The sequence below is a fragment of the Streptomyces sp. NPDC007095 genome, assembly GCF_040634475.1.
GTDB lineage: Bacteria > Actinomycetota > Actinomycetes > Streptomycetales > Streptomycetaceae > Streptomyces.
This window is the reverse complement of sequence record NZ_JBEYFS010000232.1, coordinates 1-18310: the sequence shown is the minus strand read 5'-3', so window position 1 is coordinate 18310 and position 18310 is coordinate 1. Positions and strand designations below refer to the sequence as shown.

The window sequence follows — 18310 nt, the reverse complement described above, 5'->3', positions numbered from 1 at the left end:
CAAGCTCGCCGGCTACGTCAACACCGCCGCCGGACGCCGAGCCCACACCGACCGCCCCCGCGTCCTCACCCTCTACCGCATCACATGATCAAACCAGACTATCCAGGCACTCGCCGGGGCCCTGCGGCATGAACCCCTGTGTCCGCACTCCGGGGGGCACCTCAGTCGGCACAGCCACCGTCGTGGCTGACTTTCGTCGGCTGAGGCACAGACGATCCCCGACAGTAGGCGCCGTCCTCACAAGCGGAGGGCGCCCCATGGGCTTGACTCGGTCATTGAAACTCCAGCCCAGAATCGCTCCGCCGACCGCTGTTCTTCTCCTATCGGCAGTGGTCATCGATCAGAATCGGCCATGTTGAAATCGGGGCGAATTGGACTCCGGTAAGCGCAAGAGGAATACAGGCAACAATTGTTACCTAGAAGCGGTGCAGGTCAAGGGGATTCTGGCGGTCCATCCGAATACCGCTTCGGGCGAGTGGTGACAATTGACACCTTCCGATTTTTCACCCGGCGAGAATGGCTCGTTCGTGAGCCTTGGTACCTTCTTGAGCAAGCAAAACGCCCCGTTCCGACGGCAATCGAGAAGACGAGGTGTTGCTCCAGCCGATCCAAAGATGGACGGCCGAACCAACCAGCCCAGGGGGTTGCATGAGCCAGTCGGAGAATGCAATAGAGAAATCGGATCCTGGATCTGGTTTCAGGATTCCTGATACGGAAGCGGTATCCGGAAATCTTGACCAGGATACTCGTCAGACTGGCCGCGTCAACGTCAGCTGGGTGGTCGCTATCGCAATGGTGATCAGCTCACTCGCGGCTTTGATCACGGCGATCAAGGCGTAGTCCGATCATCGGCGTCGCCATCTGCTGTACAGCAACGAAGCACAGCAACCCCAGCAACCGACCGCGGCCGGTAGCGACTCTTCGGGAGCATGGGGCGGCCTCTATGACCCCCGTTGACCGATCTCTGTAGAGCTACGGATCAGAAGCTGCCCGTGCCCCCGCCGTGCACGATCGACCAGGAACTGGCGGGGAACCGCGGTGGATGACGGACAGCGCACATGAGAACGGCCCCCGACCGATCTACCTGGTCAGGGGCCGTTCATCTGCGGAGACGGTGGGATTTGAACCCACGGTGACATCGCTCCCACGACGGTTTTCAACATCGCGTATCGGCGCCCCAGCCAATGCCATGCGAGTAACGCCGGGTCGCTAAATGACCTCTCGTTGACCCTGCTGGGGCTGATCCAGCTGTTGCTCTCGCATGCGCTGTTCTGCTCGTAGCCCCTCAACAATGGTGGCGAATGCTTCCATGTTCACTGCCTCATCGACATTATTGTACGGAGCGATACCCAATTCGAGTGCTGTGATGTGCTGTTCCATGCTATCTGCGGTCTGTTGCAGGTTGAACGCCCTTTCGCGAGGCTTGAAGTAGCCAACAGCGGCTGTTACTACACTGACGCCGGACCCCAGGGCGATCAAAATCCCCTTTGCGGGTTGGGGTGGGTCATACCACGCCGTTACACCCGACACGCCTGCTGAGCCAATAAAGAGCAACCATTGCATGAAGAGGTGCAGGCGACGGTAGTGGGTAGACTCAATCCGAAGTCGGGCAATCTCTCCAGGCAAACGCTCTCTGTAAGATGATTGCCTCTCGATAGCGGGAGGAGTCAGCCTCCGAGCTTCAAGGATACGACGCTCTTCGGCTAGTTCAAGGTCGAGCTTGAGGCTCCTAAGTGACTTCTTGGCATCTTTCCAGGGTGTATCTACACTGAACTCGGCATAGAACTGTACTACGGTGGCGAGAACCAAGAAAGCCAGGGCGCCACCAAAAATGTTAGTAATTGCGGAGGACACGCTGCTGTGTAGCCAGAAAGATATCTTTACAACGGCTCCTGCAGCGACCGAGACAACCAGGAGGACCGGAGTACCATAAAGGCCGACTACCTGTAGACGGCGATTCTTAATGCGCTGCCTAAGATCGGCGATATCTCGGCGATGCTGGATTAAAGCGTCAGTGGTGCTCACCTCACTTGAGGGAACCCCGATAGTCATTAGGCATCCTTTCTGCGAGTACCGCTAAGTGTGATTAATGATATGCAGTCAGCATGCCCAGCAACGCCCCGACCTGCCCCGAGTGCAACTAGCCCATGGAGTCTGGTGGCCTTGTGCTCGCCAAGCGGGAAGACGATGGTCGGCGGGCCTGCCGGTCACTGTAGAGGTGTACCAGTCGGCATATCTGGTGGAACTGGATCGACCAGCCGGAAAATCTGCTGGAGGTCTGCCCGGCGCCGGTGCTGTTCCGCTGACATCCATCGCTGACATCAACGGCTACGGACAACAGCAGCTATCGACGGTCGCCCCCAGCCTCAGCGCACGCAGGATGGGCCCACCGTGTCAGGGATGGATCGAACTCCTTAAGCGGGTGTCGCAGGTTCGAAAGCCGCCGGGGAAACTACCAGAAGGGCCAGCTCGGGGGCTCACCACTCCATGTTCATAGCCTGCTCGACCAGATAAGACGTGCGAGTAATATGGGATGACATTTCCTCCGTGCCTCTTTCTGCAGCACGCCTGAACTTTTCGAGTGATTCCTTATCCAGGGGCACGTCTAGGCCTGCCGTCACCCACTGAATAGAGGCCCAGAGGGGACCGTTGGTCAAGAAATCGTCGATCTCGTCAAAAGTCCTACACAGCTCGTCGAACCCTTGATCCGTCTCCGGAAAAAGGTGAAACTCTGGGGTGCTTGTGATGCTTGATAGGCCAATTGGCAGCACACCCAGACCCTCCACATGAAACCCTATCGCCTTGTGCAACTTGTCGAACCCGCCGTGGCTGTATGGATTCCGCCAAGTTTCAGCCACGATTTTTAGTTTCTCCCGCAGCCTCTGGGCGTCTTTGTTCTGCCCTTTTTCGAAGGTGCGGTCGTACTTGTCGAAGAGGGTGAGTCCGATGAAGGAGGATACTTCCTCGACCGAGGGATCGAAATCATTGGAAGGGATGCTCAGAACCAAAGTGTGCTCAAGAAGGCTGAAGTAGCTAGTTACCATTGCGATCGTTGCGTACAGACCCTCCTTCCGAATAGCCAATCTCCTATTCAGGGGTCCGGCAATCAGGGTGCCGACATCATTCGCCTCTGCCTTTCGTGCAAGTTCGCCATTCCCTGCGTAGGCATCCTGCGCGGCCGACCGGAAGTACTCGTACATTCCGCGAAGCTTGTAGTAGAGGTTGGGTATGGTGACGTCTCCCGTAAGCAAAGCCTGCTTGCCCATCATAGACAGGAGGTTCTTTTCCATCATTCGGGCGGCGGCTGAGATTTTACTCACAAGTTTATCCGGCTCGACCCTTTTTCCTACCTCTGTCCGTTCTACGTATAGGCGGACGCCGAATTTCTCATGGGAGATGCTGCACTCCACCCCTTGATACGTAAAGGGGTATTCCCATGCGAGTTTCTCCGTGCGGCCCAGATCGTGACAGTGAAGGAGTAGCTTGAGCGACAGAGATACCGATAGAGGGACGGGCATTTTCGCACGATCTACGAAGTGCCTGATGCAAGGTTTTCCCGATCGAGCGAATCCTTGGGTATCATCGCGATTGTTGGAGAAATCTCGAAGCGGCCTCCTGCAAATTTCAAACTCCGCTTCGATTGCCTTCTGTAGGTCACTCTGCGGTGTTGTTGATTCGCTCATCCTCGTTCGCTCCACTGAATAGACATATGAGTGTTGCGTGGAGGATACTGGGATATCGTCACGGAGATGTGAGATTTACGGGTTCAGGTGCCGTCAGCGCGCGCCGGCCATCGCAGCTTGCTCTAGTCGTTGGCAGCAGCGTGTTGATGCCGGGGGTGGTGCAGTGAGGCACACGCGCGCCTGGTCGGTCGGCGCGCTCGCCGTCGTGGCTGACTGTCGTCGGCTGAGGTTCGTGCCACAACCGTGCCAGATGCAGGGGTCAGCCACGGTCAACACCGGTGGCACGCGGACGAGCAACCATCCGATTCCTCAGCCGACGAAGCCGCAGCTCAGCCTGCAGATCACCCCGCCTCTCTCCTAAAGCGGTGATCACGCGTCGGGTGTGCTGGGCACGGAACGGGGAGCCTCAAGGCGTAGCACGAGTGCACGTAGGGCCCGGAGTTCGGCGTCCAAGGCCTGCGCACCTTCACGGGTGAGGGATACCCATGTTCGGGGGCGTCGACCCGCGTAGCCCTTCTCCACGGTGATCATTCCGGACTCCTCCAGCACCTTCAGGTGCCGGGAGAGATTTCCATCAGTGACGGCCAGTTGCTTCTTCAGGAAGCTGAACTCGACCCGGTCGGCTTCGCGGGCAACGGTGAGGACGCCGAGCCGCACGCGCTGGTGGACGGTGTCGTCCAGCGCCTGGGTGGGATGCAGTTCCTTTTGGTTGTCCTGCGTAGCGGTCGAGTCTTCGACGCTCATGAGACGACCGTACCCGCAACTGCGACACCGGGCGCGCGCCGGCGGCGGACCGCTGTCCACTCGCAGAGACCGGCGAGGAGCAGGACGGCAGCGAGCAGAAAGGCCTTGAACTGCGGTCCGTCGGCCCAGCCGGGATGGGCGGGGTGCTGCCAGGGAAGCCATCCACTGCCCCAGGAGGCCCCCAGGTACCCCGTGAGCAGCAGGGCGTGAGCGATGCCGGCCACCGCGGCGATCCAACTGCGTTCGGCAATTCCGAGGGCGAGAAGTCCGATGCCGACCATGTACCACGGGGAGGCGTAGCTGTTCTCCAGCAGCACGGCCTCCCACGGCTGGTCCTTGCCGAACAGCAGCGCCACCAGAGCTGTCGTGATCACAGTGGTGGATACGGCGGTCACGCGGACCCACATGCCGCGCCGCGGGACGACGCCCCGGGCCTCGCCGCGCAGGCGATACCAGCGGGCGAAGACGAACCATGCGAGGGGGAGGAGCGCGAACCACACGCCCCATGCCGCGAAGCGCAGGACGGCTCCGTCGAACTCGCCTTTCAGGCAGGGGGTTCCTGGTTCGTGGACGACGCACAGGCCAGTCAGCTCGGCGTAGGCAAAGGTCGGATAAGACCCGATGTAGCGCCCGTGGGCTCCGAAGTTGAAGGCGTACCGGGCGACCGGAATGGCCGCCAGTGCAAGGAGCCCGAAGCCAAGGAGGGGAGTCCATGCTCCGTTGGTCTGCGTGCGGGTCCTCGCACGGAGGCCTTCCGTCGCAGCCAACAAGGCGGCCGCGGCCGCCCTCGGTTCCGATCCCGCGCTGCTCGGTGCGGATGTTCCCATCTTTCCCCCTTGTGGCCGGCGCTCTGGCAGCGCTCGTGAGCGGACCGCCACATGGTCGGCCGCCGAACTAACTTTGCGATGCAAAGTACATGGCAGTCAAGAGTAAGCCGTGTGCTGACAACACAAGAGGGCCATCCAAGGGGTAACGCCGAGCAGGCCAGCCGATAGCCCGAAGAGACGTCAGCGACGGCTCCGCTCGCAGTTCAGGACGAAGGGGTCGTGCCAGACGCGTGCCAGGTTGTACGGGGAACCACGGGGAACACCGGGAATCGAACGGCGGCCCACCAGGGGCTCCAGCGCCCTTGGCCGCAGGTCAGTAGGGCAGCCGGGGCCAGGAGACATGAGCTTCCCAAGCTGATGGCTCAGGTAGTGCGCTCTGGACTGGCCGTCACAACTTCTCTGGTCGACGGCACCAGCAGCGTGACTGAGGCCGGTGGGCATGCAGCGAGGCATACGTGCGCGTGGTCGGTCGGCGCACCCGCCGTCGTGGCTGACTGTCGTCGGCTGACGTTCAGAAGATCGCGGGGGGGGGGCTTCATTGTGGGCGGCGTATCTCGGCCGGGTCGGCATAACGCGACGGGGAGGGGAGCCCAGGTTGGTACTCGGGCTCCGCTCCCCGCCAGAAGGGCCGTTGTCGTCAGGCGCCCTTCGCGCCCGCTGTTTCAGATGCTGTGCGGTTCGCTCGCCGCCAGCAGGTGACCGCGGCTGGTCGCGACGCGGAGGACGTCTCGAAGAGCCCCGGTCAGTTCCTTGGCCAGCCGCCGCATTTCCTCCCGGTCGCCGTCCTGGTCGTCGAGCGTCTCGGAGGCTTGCTCCAGCAGCTCGGCCGCTGTGCCGAGTTGGACCGCTTCGATGTTGTCCGCCAGGCGGGGCATGTAGCCGCGCCGGTCGTCGGTGCTCAGGTAGCAGGGCTTGCCCTCTGGACCCGACCACGGGAGGAGCCTGAGTTCGTTCCGTGCCGTCATCCTTGCGTCTGCCTCTCATCGGTCGTGTGGTGGGTGGTGAAGACCGCGTCGATGCGGTCCCCGGGGAACACCAGAAGGGCGGCTTCGACGACTCGGCCGGTGGAGTCGGTCGCGACTCGCGTGATCGCGAGGACGGGCGGAGTGGAGCCGATCCGGAGGGCAGCGGCTTCGTCCGGCGTCGGTGGGCGAGCGCACACCGTCTCCCGGACTACGGCCGGAGGCGGACCGAGGAGGGCGAATCTCGTAGCCGCCTCCTGGCACTCGGACCCGTCGTCGAGCACTCCAGCCGGTGCCAGGTCACGTGGGATGTAGATGCGGGCCAGTCCGTGCGGTGACTCTCCCGCGTGGCTGATGCAGAAGAACTCGGCGAGAGGGCTCCCCGCGGGCACCTTCAGCAAAGTCGTCAGATGCCCGTGCGCCTGCACCGTGTTGCTGCGAATCGTGACGCGCAAGGCCGGTTCGGCGGCGGTCCACGGGTCCAGTGTTCCCCAGCCTCCGACGTACATGATCTTGCGGAGGGGGCGACGGGCGAAGTTGCCCTTGCCGTGGATCTTCTCGAGGAGGCCTTCCGTCTGGAGCACCGCGAGAGCACTCCGAAGCGTCACCGTGCTGACGTGGTACCGATCGGCGAGGCCGGCTTCGGACGGAAGGCGTTCGCCGGGTTTGATGAGGCCGGCCGTGATCTGGTGCCGGAGGTCGTCGGCGATGTGGTGGTGGCGAGACGGCACGGGCCCGGTCACCACCTTCTCAGCGTGCGCACGACGACGAGCCGGGTGCGCGTGTGTATGGTCAGCAGCTCGCCCGACTCGAAGACGAGTTGCTTCGCGCCCTGGGGCAGTTGGAAGAGGTCCCGCACCCGGCAGGCTTGGCCGCCGAGTTGGATGATGTCGCCGCGCTGCACGGTGGTCGAGGTGACCTCGATGCTGGCGACCAGCACGCTCCTGGGGGCTCGTTCGCTCACCGCGACACCTCCTCAGGCGTGGACTGGTCGCGTGCCGAGTGGCACGGGCAGTCGCACGCTTCGTAGATCACCGGGAGGTCGACCGGCGCCGAGGTCGGGGAGGTCTCCGAGCAGGCGGGGTGGGTGCCGATGCGGCAGGCGGTCGATCGGTAGGGGGCGGCCGAGGTGTCCGTGCTGTGGGGCCGTTGGCGAGGAGGCATCAGCGGACCCCCGCGAGGGCCGACCAGGCATCAGCCGGCAGATGGGGAGCGACAACCACCGAGCGCGCTCGTACGCGCTTCTCCCAGGCCAGCACGTACGGGCGGACGAGCGCGTTGTCCTCACCCTTGAGCGGGTGTCGGCGGTCCGGGCCGGTGGAAGCTCGACCCAGAACGACGGTCGATGCGTCAGCGGTCGCAGGGGATGTGGGAGCGGCCGGCAGTCGGGCGGGCGTTAAGGCGCGGCGGTGCCTGCCCCTCGGGAAGTACCGCGCTCTGGTGAGGGAGACGGCGCGGCGGATACGGTTGAGCACGCTGTTCAGCTCCTATCGCTGATGGCTCGGTCCCCCGACATCGCCCGTCGTGGGGACCGCTTTGCGTACGACCGCCCAGAGGGTGCGGCCGTTCAAGCTGGTGGCGAGGAGTCCGAACCGATCGGCCTCCGCCACCACTTCCAAGACCTCTCGCCATGTCTCGGCGGAGAGCGATTCCGGCACCTCCGCTTCGACCGACGTGTGCCGGGGGTGTTCCTCCACTCGCCGTGAGGAGCCCGAGGGCGGACAGCCGGGCGGCGAGGGCCGCCGCGCTAACTCCCGAAGCGGGCACAGGACAGCCTCCGTCACCGGCAATCACTTTGCGTGAATCTAGTTAACTAGATTAGAGCTAGTGGACTAGATTTTCCATATGTCTGAGCAACCGCCGTACCTCCGCATCGCCGACGAGCTCCGGCGGCGGATCGCGGAGCATGTCTGGGAACCGGGAGACCGCCTGCCGTCCCGCGCCCAGATCGGCCAGGAGTACGGCGTGGGCGAGAACGTGGTCCGCAGGGCTCAGGAGTTGCTGATCTCCCAGGGCGTACTGGAGGGGCGCGCCGGATCGGGTACGTACGTCGCCGAGCCCCGGCAGCGGGTGCGGATCGTCCGGTCCACGGCGCGCGAGCAGCCCGGTGGGTCACCGTTCCGGACGGACATGAAAGCCGTGGGCAGGCAGGGGGATTGGGAGAGCCGGACGGACGCCAAGGTGCCGGCGCCTGCCGACATCGCCGCGCGACTCGGTATCGCCGAGGGCGAGCTGTGCGTCCGGACCACGTACGAGTTCCTGGCGGACGGCAGACCCGTGCAGTTGTCGGCGAGTTGGGAGCCCTACGACCTCACGGCCGGCACTCTCGTCGTACTCCCGGAAGGTGGGCCCCACGCGGGCGCCGGAGTCGTGAACCGCATGGCCGCGATCGGTATCACCGTCAGCCACGCCGTGGAGCAGCCGGAACCGCGGCAGGCTACCGCCGAAGAGGCCTCGCTCCTGGGCATCCAGAAGTCCGCGCTCGTCACGCGCATTCAGCGGACGTACTACAGCGACGAAGGGCGACCGGTGGAGACGGCGGACATCGTGGTGCCCGCCACGCACTGCGAGATCGTCTACGAGATCCCGATCAACCGGTGATCGCGCCGCTTGCGGCGAGACCCCCAACGACATCCCCTACGTGGGCCACCTCCTTCCTTCAGGCGCCAGGATTTCCCATGCGAGAGCTCGTGTCTTTACCCGGGAAGGTAAATCGCTGGATCTTGCGGCGCCGACCCGAACACGAGTCTGCTCATACTCGACGCGGAGGTCTGTACCACGGTTGGTACATCTTTCGAGCGGCCCGACTGCCAGCGTCACAGAACTTCCCACAGAGGACCGTGCCAGCCTGAGCGGTCAGACTCTTTGTGTTCTTGTGGGATAGATGAGGGGAGAGGCAGATGAGTCGCCGCAGGGAGACCCGTAAGGTCGCCGCAGTCGTGACTGCGACTGTGCGTGAGTGGAGCGACGAGGAGGGTTGGGGTGTCCTCGACTCGCCCGAGACTCCCGGAGGGTGCTTCGGCCACTACGCCGACATTCAGGCGCCCGGCTTTCGCACGCTGTCACCAGGGCAACAGGTCGATCTCACCTGGGAAGCGCCCGGCTTCAAGCAGGACGGGTACGACTACCGTGCGGTGAGCATCATCCCCAGGCCCGTCTGACATCCGCACCTGACATCAACGGCGGCGAACGCTGCCACACAGAAGCGGCCACGGCCGGACCAACGACGAGCCGTTCAACGCCGTTTCAGCAACCTGCACCGCACGGTGATCGAACTTACAAGGCGGATGTCGGCGGTTCGAAACCGTCCGCGCCCACCAGTCTCAGGACACGAACAAGGCCCAGGTCAACCGGTACGCATCGGGGGACCTGGGCCTTGTTCTTTCGGGGCTGCCAGATGGCGCCGTGCCTCTCACGTGCCAGAAGGTCCACGTGGAGTCCACTTCACCTTCCTGATCTGCCCGTCCACGCAGTCGGCCATCTCGTGGTCACGGCGCTGCCGGGTGCGGCGCCGACGTGCACTGGGAATTCGGGCCTATCAGGTGCGAGGAAGTAGGTCCCGCCCCAAGGCCTCCTGGCCTTTGACCCTTCCCGCCAGGCTTCCTAGATTCGTAGTAGTCGACCGGTCGGCCAGTGATGGCGTCGGTCGTGACGCTCCGATTCGACACGAAGGCAGAACACCCGCATGCGTACCACCAGTCTTGGCACCCATGGACCAGAGGTCGGCGTCATCGGCCTGGGCGCCATGGGGATGAGCTTCGCCTACGACATGGCAACCCCGCGCGACGAAGCCACTTCCATCTCCGTCATCCACCAGGCCCTCGACCTGGGCGTCACCTTGATCGACACCGCCGACGTCTACGGTCCCTACACCAACGAGGAACTCGTCGGCCGGGCCCTGGCCGACCGCCGGGACCGCGCGGTGATCGCCACCAAGGTGGGCCTGGAGGCCATCGACCCCACCGGTGGCCCCGCCGGCTCCCCGCTCGTCAGGCCCAATGGACGGCCCGAGCATGTCCGCGCCGCCATCGACGCCGGGCTGCGCCGCCTGGGCACCGACCATGTCGAGCTCTACCAGCTCCACCGCGTCGACCCCGAGGTCCCGATCGAGGAGACGTGGGGTGCGATGGCCGAGGCTGTCGCGGCCGGCAAGGCCCGCTGCCTGGGCCTGTCCGAGGTCAGCGTCGAGCAGATCCAGCGCGCCCGGGCGATACACCCGGTCACCACTGTGCAGTCCGAGTTCTCCCTGTGGACCCGCGACGTCCAGGCCGAGGTCCTGCCCTACTGCACGGAGCACGGCATCGGCCTCCTGCCGTACTCGCCGCTGGGCCGCGGCTTCCTCGTCGGCCGCTTCACCTCCTTTGACGAACTGCCGCAGAAAGACCAGCGGCGGCGTCTTCCGCGTTTCCAGCAGGACAACCTGCGAGCCAACCTCGACATCGCGACCAGGGTCCGCGAAGTCGCCGGCCGGATCGGCGCCACCCCCGCGCAGGTCGCCCTCGCCTGGCTCGTCGCCCAGGGTCCGCACGTCGTCCCTGTCCCCGGCACCAAGAACCCGAAATACGTCGCCGACAACGCAGGCGCCGCGAACGTCAGACTGTCTGCGTCCGACCTTGCCGACCTCGACAGCATCCCGGCCCCCGTGGGCGCCCGGTATTGACCGTCTGATCCGGGCCTTGATCTTTCCGCTATTGGATATCCAGGTCAGGATGCCTGATGAGGAAGATCAAGTAAGCGACGGCGGCAACTGTCCCCACAGCGCCGAGCGCCATGCCGGTCATGGGTCGCGTCCGGCTGAGGCCCTCGCGAGACGCGGCGCGGTACTGGACCCAGCCGAGCACGAGGCCGCCGAGGCCGGCCGGCAGGGCAAAGAACCACGTCAGCATCCAAAAGGGGCAACAGAACCAGAAGGCGACGGACGATCCACCCAGCACAACGGCGGAGATCTTGCGTCCCCGTTCCCCCTCCACGTCAGTCACCGGATGATTAGAGCAGCCCCTGCCCGCGGCACGCCGGCTTCGCGTGCCGCCCCTGCCCCGGAAATTCGGTGGTTGCGCCTGTGGGTGCTGGCCATACTGCCGCCATGGATCCCGTGACTCTGGAGACCGCGCGACTTCTGCTCAGGCCCTTCGGCCTCTCCGACGCGGACGCGGTGTACGCGGCCTGTCAGGACGAGGACATCCAGTTCTACACGCCGGCGCCGTCGCCGTTTCGGCGTGAGGATGCCGAGAAGTACGTCGGGGAGACCGCGCCCCAGGGCTGGGCAGGGGATCGCGACCACATTCTGGGTGCCTTCCGGTCGGACAACGGTGCCCTGGTCGGTTCGTTCTGTCTGACGAGGCTCTCCGAGGGGGTCTACGAACTCGGCTACTGGGCGGCCAAGGAGCAGCGCGGCCGGGGGTACTCCGCGGAGGCGGCCCGGGTTCTGTGCGACTGGGGTTTCGCCGTGCTCGGGGCGCACCGGATCGAGTGGTGGGCGATGGTCGGGAACGTGCCCTCCCGCGCGCTCGCAGAGAAGCTCGGCTTCACCGTCGAGGGAACCCTGCGCCGTCGCACCGTGGTCCGGGGTGAACCGCGTGACTGGTGGGTGGGCGGACTTCTGAAGTCCTGACGGGCGAGAGTTCGGACGGGCGAGAGTTCGGACGGCCGAGAGTTCGGACGGCCGAGAGTTCGGACGGTCGAGAGTTCTGGCCATCGAGAGTTCTGGCAGTCGAACGTCCGGCCTCGTCATTCCTCGGCGAAGACCAGATCCTCGATCGGGTGGGTCATACGTACCGTTCCGGCGTTGACCTCGATCACGTGGTGCAGGCCGGTGATGGTCCTGGCGGTGGGGCCCTGGGAGAGGATGCGGAATCGGTCGGCGCCGCCGAAGAGGTAGCTGGGGAAACAGTCCAGCGAGGAGTCGGGCGCGAAGCGCAGATGGTCCGCGAGGCGGCGGAAGAGCTTCGGGAACAGCACCGTCCGGTTTCGCGTTCAGGATCCGGTAGTCGCCCTCGATGAGGAGCATGGGCATGAGTGCCTCCGCGTCAACGCCGGTGACTCATCGTTGCCACGCGGCGGCTCCCCCGTACCCGGAGTGACACGGATTTACGACGTCTGTGGGGGCCCTTCGTGGGCGTGCTTCAGCTTCGCGCGGGCGTCCACCGTGTCCGGTGGGGCGACCTCCGACCAGAAGCGGTGGCAGGTGACGAAGACGGCGAGTTCTCGTTCGCGTTGGCGGAGCTTCTCGACCTCGGCCTGTTCGTCGGGTGTCCAGCCGGGGGAGGCGGGGCGTTCCACCTTGCGCCAGCCCTTGTCGTCGCTGAAGCCGTCCAGGGGCTCCACCGACCAGGGGAGCCTCTTGAGCAGGGCCAGGAGCTCCGCCCGGACCTGATGCAGCTCCTCCTGGCCGGCCAGGAGGTCACTCGGGAAGTCATAGGTCGCAGCCACGCGGCAATGGTACGCCTGTTCGAATTTGAGGTGCGAGTTCCTTCGGGGACTTCACGCGAACGGGTGGGGCGTCCACGTCGGACGACGTCTTGCCGTGGCGGCCCGAACTGTCAGTCGTCGTCGGCGAGTTCGCGGCTGAGTGCGTTGGCCCGGTCCACCTCGGCCAGGTGCTCCTCTGTCCAGGCCCTGACCATGGCGAGCGGGCCCCCAGCGACAGGCCGAGCGGAGTGAGCCGGTGGTACACAGGCGGACCTCGGCGTGCGGGTGTCGCGCGAGCCGGGCGGCCATGTACGGCGTGGTCCACAGGGTGAGCTCGGCCACGACCGCGATCATCACGGAATTGCTCAGTCCAGGCTGCACAGTTTGAACTGGACAGTCTGGGCTGAAGGTCCTAGCGTGGGGGCATGGACGACAGCAGGGATGCCGCCGAAGGCGTCGACGGCGTCTCCGGGTCCGCCGCGCGTGCCGCGCGGGATCTGCGGGTCGCGTTCAACCGGCTGCGGCGGCGGATCCGGGAGGTCGCCGAGACGGAGGGGGAGACGCAGGACCTCACGCCCTCCCAGGTGTCCGCGCTCACGCTGGTGAGCAAGAGCGGCGCCGCGACGGCCAGTGGACTGGCCGCCGCCGAGGGGGTGCGCCCGCAGTCGATGGCCGCCACACTCGCCGCGCTCGACCAGTACGGGCTGATCGAGCGCAATCCCGACCCCGGGGACGGCCGGCGGCAGCTCGTCACACTCACCGACGCGGGGCGCGAGCGCATCGAGGGCACCCGGCAGGCCCGTGCGGAATGGCTGGCCCGGGCCTTCGAGGACCGCTGCACGGAGGCCGAGCGGCAGACCGTCATCGAGGCCATGGCCGTACTGGAACGGCTCACCCGGCCGTGATGCCCAAGATATCCGGACTCGTTCGCTCCGACCGGCCCTCGCGCCCCCGCCCCGCGGACTCCTTCGACCGGCGGCTGATCGCCCCGATGGTCCTCGGATCCGTACTGAATCCCGTCAACTCCGCCATGATCGCGGTGGCGTTGGTGCCGATCGGGGCCGCGCTCGGGGCACCGCCCGCGCAGACGGCCTGGCTGGTCACGGGGCTCTACCTGGCCACCGCCGTGGGGCAGCCCGTCATCGGACGGCTCGTGGACACGTACGGACCTCGTCGTCTCTATCTCATCGGGACGGCGCTCGTGGGGATCGCCGGGCTGCTCGGCGCCCTCGCTCCGAGCCTCGGCGCGCTGGTCGCCGCCCGGGTGCTGCTCGGATTCGGCACCTCCGCCGCGTACCCCGCCTCGATGAGCCTCACCCGCAGTGAGGCCGAGCGCACCGGGCGGGACAGCCCGGCCGGAGTACTGACCGCGCTCGCCGTCTCCGCCCAGACCGTCTCCGTCGTCGGCCCCACCCTGGGCGGACTGCTGATCGGCGTGGGCGGCTGGCGCACCATCTTCCTTGTCAACGTGCCACTGTCGGGGGCCTGTCTGGTCCTCGGTGCGCTGCGGCTGCCGAAGAGCCCGGGCGGGCAGCGGCAGAGGCGGAGCGTCGACCCGCTCGGCATGGCGCTGTTCGCCGGCCTGCTCGCCGCCCTCATGTTCTTCCTGATGAAACCGCGGGCCGACCACTGGTGGCTGCTCGTGCTCGCCGTCGGCACGGCAACGGGCTTCGCCCTGTGGGAAGTTCGCGTCGCGGAGCCGTTCATCGATCTGCGGGTGCTCGGCGGCAACGTCCCCATGCTGGCGACGTTCCTGCGTCAATTCCTCAGCTTCACGACGGCGTACGCGTTCCTGTACGGCTTCACGCAGTGGCTGGAGGAGGGGCGGGAGCTGTCCGCCGCCACCGCCGGACTCGTACTGCTGCCGCTGTCGCTCAGCGCGCTGGCCGTCTCCGCCGCCACCGGGCGCCGCGAGGCGATCCGGGGCAAGCTCGTCGTGGGCAGTCTGGTTCAGATCGCCGCGTGTGCCGCGCTGTTGGGCGTGAACTCCGGCAGTGCGATCTGGCTGCTCGGCGCCGTCGGGATCGTCATGGGCATCCCGCAGGGCCTCAACGGCCTCGCCAACCAGAACGCCCTCTACCGGCAGGCCGACCCCGCCCGCATGGGCTCCGCGGCCGGACTCCTGCGCACCTTCATGTACCTCGGCGCGATGGTCGCCTCCGCCGCCGACGCGGCCGTCTTCCCCCATGGCGCCGACACCGGGGGCCTGCACCACCTGGCCCTCTTCATGCTCGCCGGAGCCGCGCTGCTCCTGGCGGTGACCCTGCTCGACCGATCCCTGCGCGCCCTCGCGCCCTCCACCCCCCGAAAGGCCTGACCATGGCTGTCACCACGCTCGACCCGAAGACCGCGCTCGTCGTCATCGACCTGCAGAACGGCATCGCCGGAAACCCGGGCCTCGTCCCGAACCCGGCCGCGGAGGTCGTGGAGCGGGCGGCCCGGCTCGCGGACGCCTTCCGCGAGCAGAGCCTCCCCGTCGTCCTCGTCCGGGTCACCGCCGCCGCCGACGGCGCGGACGGCGTCCCCGGGCGCATCGACGGCCCCGCCCGCGCCCCCCGTGTCTGGCCGGAGGGCTGGGACGTCCTCGTCGACGAGCTCGCCGGTCACCCGGAGGACATCGTCGTCACCAAGCGGAACTGGGGCGCGTTCTACGGCACCGACCTCGACCTGCAGCTGCGCCGCCGCGGGATCACCCAGATCGTGCTGGTCGGCATCGCCACCAGCATCGGCGTCGAGTCCAGCGCCCGCGCCGCCCACGAGCACGGCTACCACGTCACCCTGGCCACCGACGCCATGTCCGACATCGACGCCGAGACCCACCGCAACAGCGTCGAGCGGATCTTCCCGCGTCTCGGTGAGACGGGCACGACGGACGAGATCCTGGAAGTGCTGGCCAAGACCCACGCCTGAGCCGTAGTCAGGGTCAGTGGCGGCGGCTGCCCTCCAGCTCCTCCAACTTCCTCACCAGCCCCCGCGCCACCGGCACGGCCACCCCGTGCCGGTCCGCGGCCCGCAGCAACGCGCCGCCGATCGCGTCGAGTTCGAGCGGACGGCCCGCCTCGGCGTCGCGCTGCATGGAGGACCTGGTGTCCGGGGGGAAGGCGTCGTAGCGGGCGAGGGCCACGGCAGGGTCCGCCGGGGCGCCGCACGCCCGGCTGACGGCGGCCGTCTCCGCCACCAGGGACGTCAACTCCTCGCGGTGGTGCGTACGGACCTCGTCGAGCGGCACCCCGTAACGGGTCGTCAGCAGCGCGAACGGCGCGAGGAACGACATCTTCGCCCACAGCGTGGCCGACTCGTCGTCCAGGACACGGACGGCGGGGCCGGCCGCAGCCAACACCCCGGCGAGCGCGTCCAGCCGGCCGCGCGGCACGCTCTCGCCGGTCAGGTCGATCTCGGCGAAGGGGCTGCCGTGTTCGATCACCCCGGGGGCGGTCCGGGTCGACTCGACACGGATGACGGCGGGGGCGACACGGGCGGCACCGTAGCGGGCTCGCAGGGCCGCCGGGTGTTCGACACCGTTCAGGAACGGGACCAGCAGGCCGTCGCCGAGCGCCTCCGGCCGTACCCGCTCCAGGGCCGCGTCCAGTGCCGTGTGCTTGACCGCGATCAGGCAGGCGTCGACCGGTTCGCGCAGTTCGGTGTCGGCCTCCACGGCCGCCGTGAAGTCCCCGAACCGGCCGCTGCGGACGCGGATGCCGTCCGTGCGCAGCGCCCGCGCCGTCTCGTCCCCGGCCAGACAGATCACCCGGTGTCCGGCCCGGGCCACCAGCGCCGCCAGCAGTCCGCCGACGCCGCCCGGGCCCAGTACCGCCACGGTCGACCGCTCCGCGTCCCGTTCCTCGGCCCGTTCCTTCGACTGGTCCTTGGTCATGGCTGTTCGATCCTCTCGTCGGTCGGCCCTGGATGGTGGCCGCCTCGACGTAGATCATCCCGCTACGGCGGCAGGACCGATGCCCCGGGTTCCGGCCGGCCGCGCGAGACTGGACGCATGTGCCGCAGCATCAAGACACTCCGTCCGCCCGTGCTCCCCGAAGAGGCCACCGAGGAGGAGATCCGGGCCGCCGCCCTCCAGTACGTCCGCAAGGTGTCCGGCTTCCGCGCCCCGGCCGCCCACAACCGTGAGGTGTTCGACCGCGCGGTCGAGGCGATCGCCGCCGCCACCGCGGAACTGCTGGACGGCCTGGAGGTACGCGGGGCCGCTCAGCCCGGGCGCGCCGGATAGCGCCCCGCCCGCGTATCCGCAGGTCCGTGCGTCCGTGGGTCAGGCGCCGGTGCCCGGCTCCTGGGTTGCGGGACGGCGCATCAGGTATGCCGCGCCCGCCCCCGCGCCGAACAGCGCCAGGAACGACACCCCGGTCGCGAGCCAGCTCGCGCCCAGCCACTGGCCGCCGAAGTAGCCGAGAGCGACGCTGTAGGCGGCCCAGGCCAGGCCCGCCACGATCGACCACGGCAGGAACTCGCGGACCCGGCGGTGGGCCGCGCCCGCGCCGAGTGAGACGACCGAGCGTCCGGCGGGCGCGAAGCGGGCGAGGACGACCAGCGCTCCCCGGGCGCCGCCGCCGCGCGCGAGGGCCGCGCCGAGACGTTCCTGCGCGCTGGACAGCCGGCGCGAGCGGGCTATGGCCCGGTCCAGGCGTTCGCCGCCGCGCCAGGCCAGCCGGTAGGCCACCAGGTCACCGAGGACCGAGGCGGTGGCCGCGGAGAGGGTGAGCGCCATGATGTTGGGCACCGCCTGCCCGACGACGGCCCCCGCGGAGCCCGCCGCCGCTGCCGTGGCCGCCGTGATGACGAGGACGCCGCTCGGCAGGACCGGCAGGAAGACGTCCAGCAGGACCGAGACGGCCACCGCCGCGTAGATCCATGGGCTGCCCGTCAGCGGCCCCACACTCTCCAGCACCGAAACTCCCCTGTACTCCCCCGTTGGCACGACCTCGCCGCTACGTCGCGGGGGAGCGGCAGGCGGCCTGTGACAGCCATACAGCGTACGCGGCGGGTGTGACAGGAGGGTCACTGGGGGTTCATGTGCTCCTCGCGGCGGGAGCGAGTAAGGGAGGGGCGAAGTCGGGGCGGGGACGAGCGTTGGAGGAGTGGGACAGCGATGGTGGCAGGGATGATCGCCGGCGCCCTGGCGTCGGCCGTACTGACGGTGGGCGGCAGCGCGGGAGCGGACGGCTACTGGATGACGACGGACGCGCGGTTCGCGCCGCCCGGCGCCTTCCTCCCGTCGGCGGCACTGACGTACGACATGCAGGTCGTTCCGGCGGCCGGCGGGATCGAGGTGAGTCAGCTGATGGACGAGCGGGGCGCCACGACCGTACGGCTGCGGGTGACCGGAGTGAAGGCGGGCCACGTGTTCGGGGCGCGGGTGCACCAGAAGCCCTGCGCCGCCGATCCGGCCGCGGCGGGCAGGGTCTACCAGCACCGCGAGGACCCGGCTCACGCCGACCCGGACAACGAGGTGTGGCTGGACTTCACCGCCGACGAGAACGGGAAGGGTGAGGCGAGGACCCGGCACGACTGGGGCTTCAGGCCGGGCGGGGCCGGTTCGGTGGTGCTGTACGAAGGGCCGGGCGCTGGAGGTACGCGGGCGGCCAGGACGAACGCGTCCTGCGAGACGGGCAGTTCTACGGCTTCGGAGTGGACGCGGGCACCGGCGCCTTCGTCGACGCGACCATGGCCGAGG

General features: G+C 67.2%; 22 protein-coding genes and 1 pseudogene. 10 read left to right on the top strand and 13 right to left on the bottom strand.

The window, feature by feature from the left end:
• The first annotated feature begins 648 nt into the window (after positions 1-648).
• Positions 649-840 (top strand): hypothetical protein, encoded by a 192-nt coding sequence (locus tag ABZ656_RS47440; protein ID WP_360277395.1) that lies wholly within the window; start codon positions 649-651, stop codon positions 838-840.
• Between the two features lie 369 nt (positions 841-1209).
• On the opposite strand, the gene ABZ656_RS47435 is transcribed toward ABZ656_RS47440, so the two are convergent.
• The 8 genes and pseudogenes from ABZ656_RS47435 to ABZ656_RS47400 all read right to left on the bottom strand — a co-directional run bounded on the left by ABZ656_RS47435 (position 1210) and on the right by ABZ656_RS47400 (position 7983).
• Positions 1210-2025, bottom strand: a complete 816-nt coding sequence (locus ABZ656_RS47435; RefSeq protein WP_360277392.1) for an SLATT domain-containing protein — start codon at positions 2023-2025, stop codon at positions 1210-1212.
• A 452-nt stretch (positions 2026-2477) separates the two neighbouring features.
• Positions 2478-3410 carry a hypothetical protein gene (locus ABZ656_RS47430; RefSeq protein ID WP_360277389.1) on the bottom strand — a complete coding sequence of 311 codons (933 nt, stop codon included), beginning with the start codon at positions 3408-3410 and terminating at the stop codon, positions 2478-2480.
• Positions 3411-4052: 642 nt separating this feature from the next.
• Entirely contained in the window at positions 4053-4427 is a 375-nt protein-coding gene (locus tag ABZ656_RS47425; RefSeq protein WP_360277386.1) for a transcriptional regulator, read from the bottom strand.
• Entirely contained in the window at positions 4424-5254 is an 831-nt protein-coding gene (locus ABZ656_RS47420) for a hypothetical protein (RefSeq protein ID WP_360277383.1), read from the bottom strand. The genes ABZ656_RS47425 and ABZ656_RS47420 overlap by 4 nt, the downstream gene beginning before the upstream one ends.
• 662 nt (positions 5255-5916) lie before the next feature.
• Positions 5917-6219 carry a hypothetical protein gene (locus ABZ656_RS47415; protein WP_360277380.1) on the bottom strand — a complete coding sequence of 101 codons (303 nt, stop codon included), beginning with the start codon at positions 6217-6219 and terminating at the stop codon, positions 5917-5919.
• A complete protein-coding gene (locus ABZ656_RS47410) occupies positions 6216-6959 on the bottom strand; it encodes a GntR family transcriptional regulator (RefSeq protein ID WP_360277401.1) in 744 nt (247 codons plus the stop codon). Before ABZ656_RS47410 ends, ABZ656_RS47415 begins: the two co-directional genes overlap by 4 nt.
• Complete coding sequence (locus ABZ656_RS47405) at positions 6956-7180, bottom strand: hypothetical protein (RefSeq protein WP_327137086.1); 225 nt, start codon at positions 7178-7180, stop codon at positions 6956-6958. Before ABZ656_RS47405 ends, ABZ656_RS47410 begins: the two co-directional genes overlap by 4 nt.
• 523 nt (positions 7181-7703) lie before the next feature.
• Positions 7704-7983: pseudogene (locus ABZ656_RS47400) on the bottom strand (hypothetical protein).
• Positions 7984-8061: 78 nt separating this feature from the next.
• Here ABZ656_RS47400 and ABZ656_RS47395 point away from each other — a divergent pair.
• The 3 genes from ABZ656_RS47395 to ABZ656_RS47385 all read left to right on the top strand — a co-directional run bounded on the left by ABZ656_RS47395 (position 8062) and on the right by ABZ656_RS47385 (position 10876).
• Positions 8062-8817: a GntR family transcriptional regulator gene (locus ABZ656_RS47395; RefSeq protein ID WP_360277377.1), complete on the top strand. Its 756-nt coding sequence runs from the start codon at positions 8062-8064 to the stop codon at positions 8815-8817.
• A gap of 299 nt (positions 8818-9116) precedes the next feature.
• Positions 9117-9377 (top strand): cold shock domain-containing protein, encoded by a 261-nt coding sequence (locus ABZ656_RS47390; RefSeq protein WP_360277374.1) that lies wholly within the window; start codon positions 9117-9119, stop codon positions 9375-9377.
• 524 nt (positions 9378-9901) lie between these two features.
• Entirely contained in the window at positions 9902-10876 is a 975-nt protein-coding gene (locus tag ABZ656_RS47385; protein ID WP_360277371.1) for an aldo/keto reductase, read from the top strand.
• A gap of 28 nt (positions 10877-10904) precedes the next feature.
• Here ABZ656_RS47385 and ABZ656_RS47380 read toward each other — a convergent pair whose 3' ends face one another.
• Positions 10905-11195, bottom strand: a complete 291-nt coding sequence (locus ABZ656_RS47380; RefSeq protein WP_101405397.1) for a hypothetical protein — start codon at positions 11193-11195, stop codon at positions 10905-10907.
• 104 nt (positions 11196-11299) lie between these two features.
• Between ABZ656_RS47380 and ABZ656_RS47375 the strand changes: the two genes are divergently transcribed.
• Positions 11300-11827, top strand: a complete 528-nt coding sequence (locus ABZ656_RS47375; RefSeq protein ID WP_101405398.1) for a GNAT family protein — start codon at positions 11300-11302, stop codon at positions 11825-11827.
• 116 nt (positions 11828-11943) lie between these two features.
• On the opposite strand, the gene ABZ656_RS47370 is transcribed toward ABZ656_RS47375, so the two are convergent.
• Both ABZ656_RS47370 and ABZ656_RS47365 read right to left on the bottom strand, forming a co-directional pair.
• Complete coding sequence (locus tag ABZ656_RS47370) at positions 11944-12174, bottom strand: hypothetical protein (RefSeq protein WP_101405399.1); 231 nt, start codon at positions 12172-12174, stop codon at positions 11944-11946.
• Positions 12175-12303: 129 nt separating this feature from the next.
• Positions 12304-12645 carry a hypothetical protein gene (locus ABZ656_RS47365; RefSeq protein WP_054230980.1) on the bottom strand — a complete coding sequence of 114 codons (342 nt, stop codon included), beginning with the start codon at positions 12643-12645 and terminating at the stop codon, positions 12304-12306.
• Positions 12646-13049: 404 nt separating this feature from the next.
• Between ABZ656_RS47365 and ABZ656_RS47360 the strand changes: the two genes are divergently transcribed.
• The 3 genes from ABZ656_RS47360 to ABZ656_RS47350 are packed head-to-tail and all read left to right on the top strand — an operon-like array spanning position 13050 to position 15534.
• Complete coding sequence (locus tag ABZ656_RS47360; protein ID WP_101405400.1) at positions 13050-13529, top strand: MarR family transcriptional regulator; 480 nt, start codon at positions 13050-13052, stop codon at positions 13527-13529.
• Positions 13529-14941, top strand: coding sequence for an MFS transporter (locus ABZ656_RS47355; protein WP_360277365.1), 1413 nt, complete (start codon positions 13529-13531; stop codon positions 14939-14941). The genes ABZ656_RS47360 and ABZ656_RS47355 overlap by 1 nt, the downstream gene beginning before the upstream one ends.
• A gap of 2 nt (positions 14942-14943) precedes the next feature.
• Positions 14944-15534, top strand: a complete 591-nt coding sequence (locus tag ABZ656_RS47350; protein WP_218978437.1) for a hydrolase — start codon at positions 14944-14946, stop codon at positions 15532-15534.
• A 13-nt stretch (positions 15535-15547) separates the two neighbouring features.
• Here the strand turns inward: ABZ656_RS47350 and ABZ656_RS47345 are convergent, their stop codons facing one another.
• Positions 15548-16498 carry a 2-dehydropantoate 2-reductase gene (locus ABZ656_RS47345; protein ID WP_360277362.1) on the bottom strand — a complete coding sequence of 317 codons (951 nt, stop codon included), beginning with the start codon at positions 16496-16498 and terminating at the stop codon, positions 15548-15550.
• 117 nt (positions 16499-16615) lie between these two features.
• Here ABZ656_RS47345 and ABZ656_RS47340 point away from each other — a divergent pair, with 117 nt between their 5' ends.
• Positions 16616-16849 carry a DUF2277 domain-containing protein gene (locus ABZ656_RS47340; protein WP_101405402.1) on the top strand — a complete coding sequence of 78 codons (234 nt, stop codon included), beginning with the start codon at positions 16616-16618 and terminating at the stop codon, positions 16847-16849.
• 39 nt (positions 16850-16888) lie between these two features.
• On the opposite strand, the gene ABZ656_RS47335 is transcribed toward ABZ656_RS47340, so the two are convergent.
• Positions 16889-17524 (bottom strand): VTT domain-containing protein, encoded by a 636-nt coding sequence (locus ABZ656_RS47335; protein WP_360277358.1) that lies wholly within the window; start codon positions 17522-17524, stop codon positions 16889-16891.
• A gap of 620 nt (positions 17525-18144) precedes the next feature.
• Here ABZ656_RS47335 and ABZ656_RS47330 point away from each other — a divergent pair.
• Positions 18145-18310 (top strand): DUF4241 domain-containing protein (locus ABZ656_RS47330; RefSeq protein ID WP_360277398.1); only part of this gene is annotated, 166 nt, incomplete at its 3' end.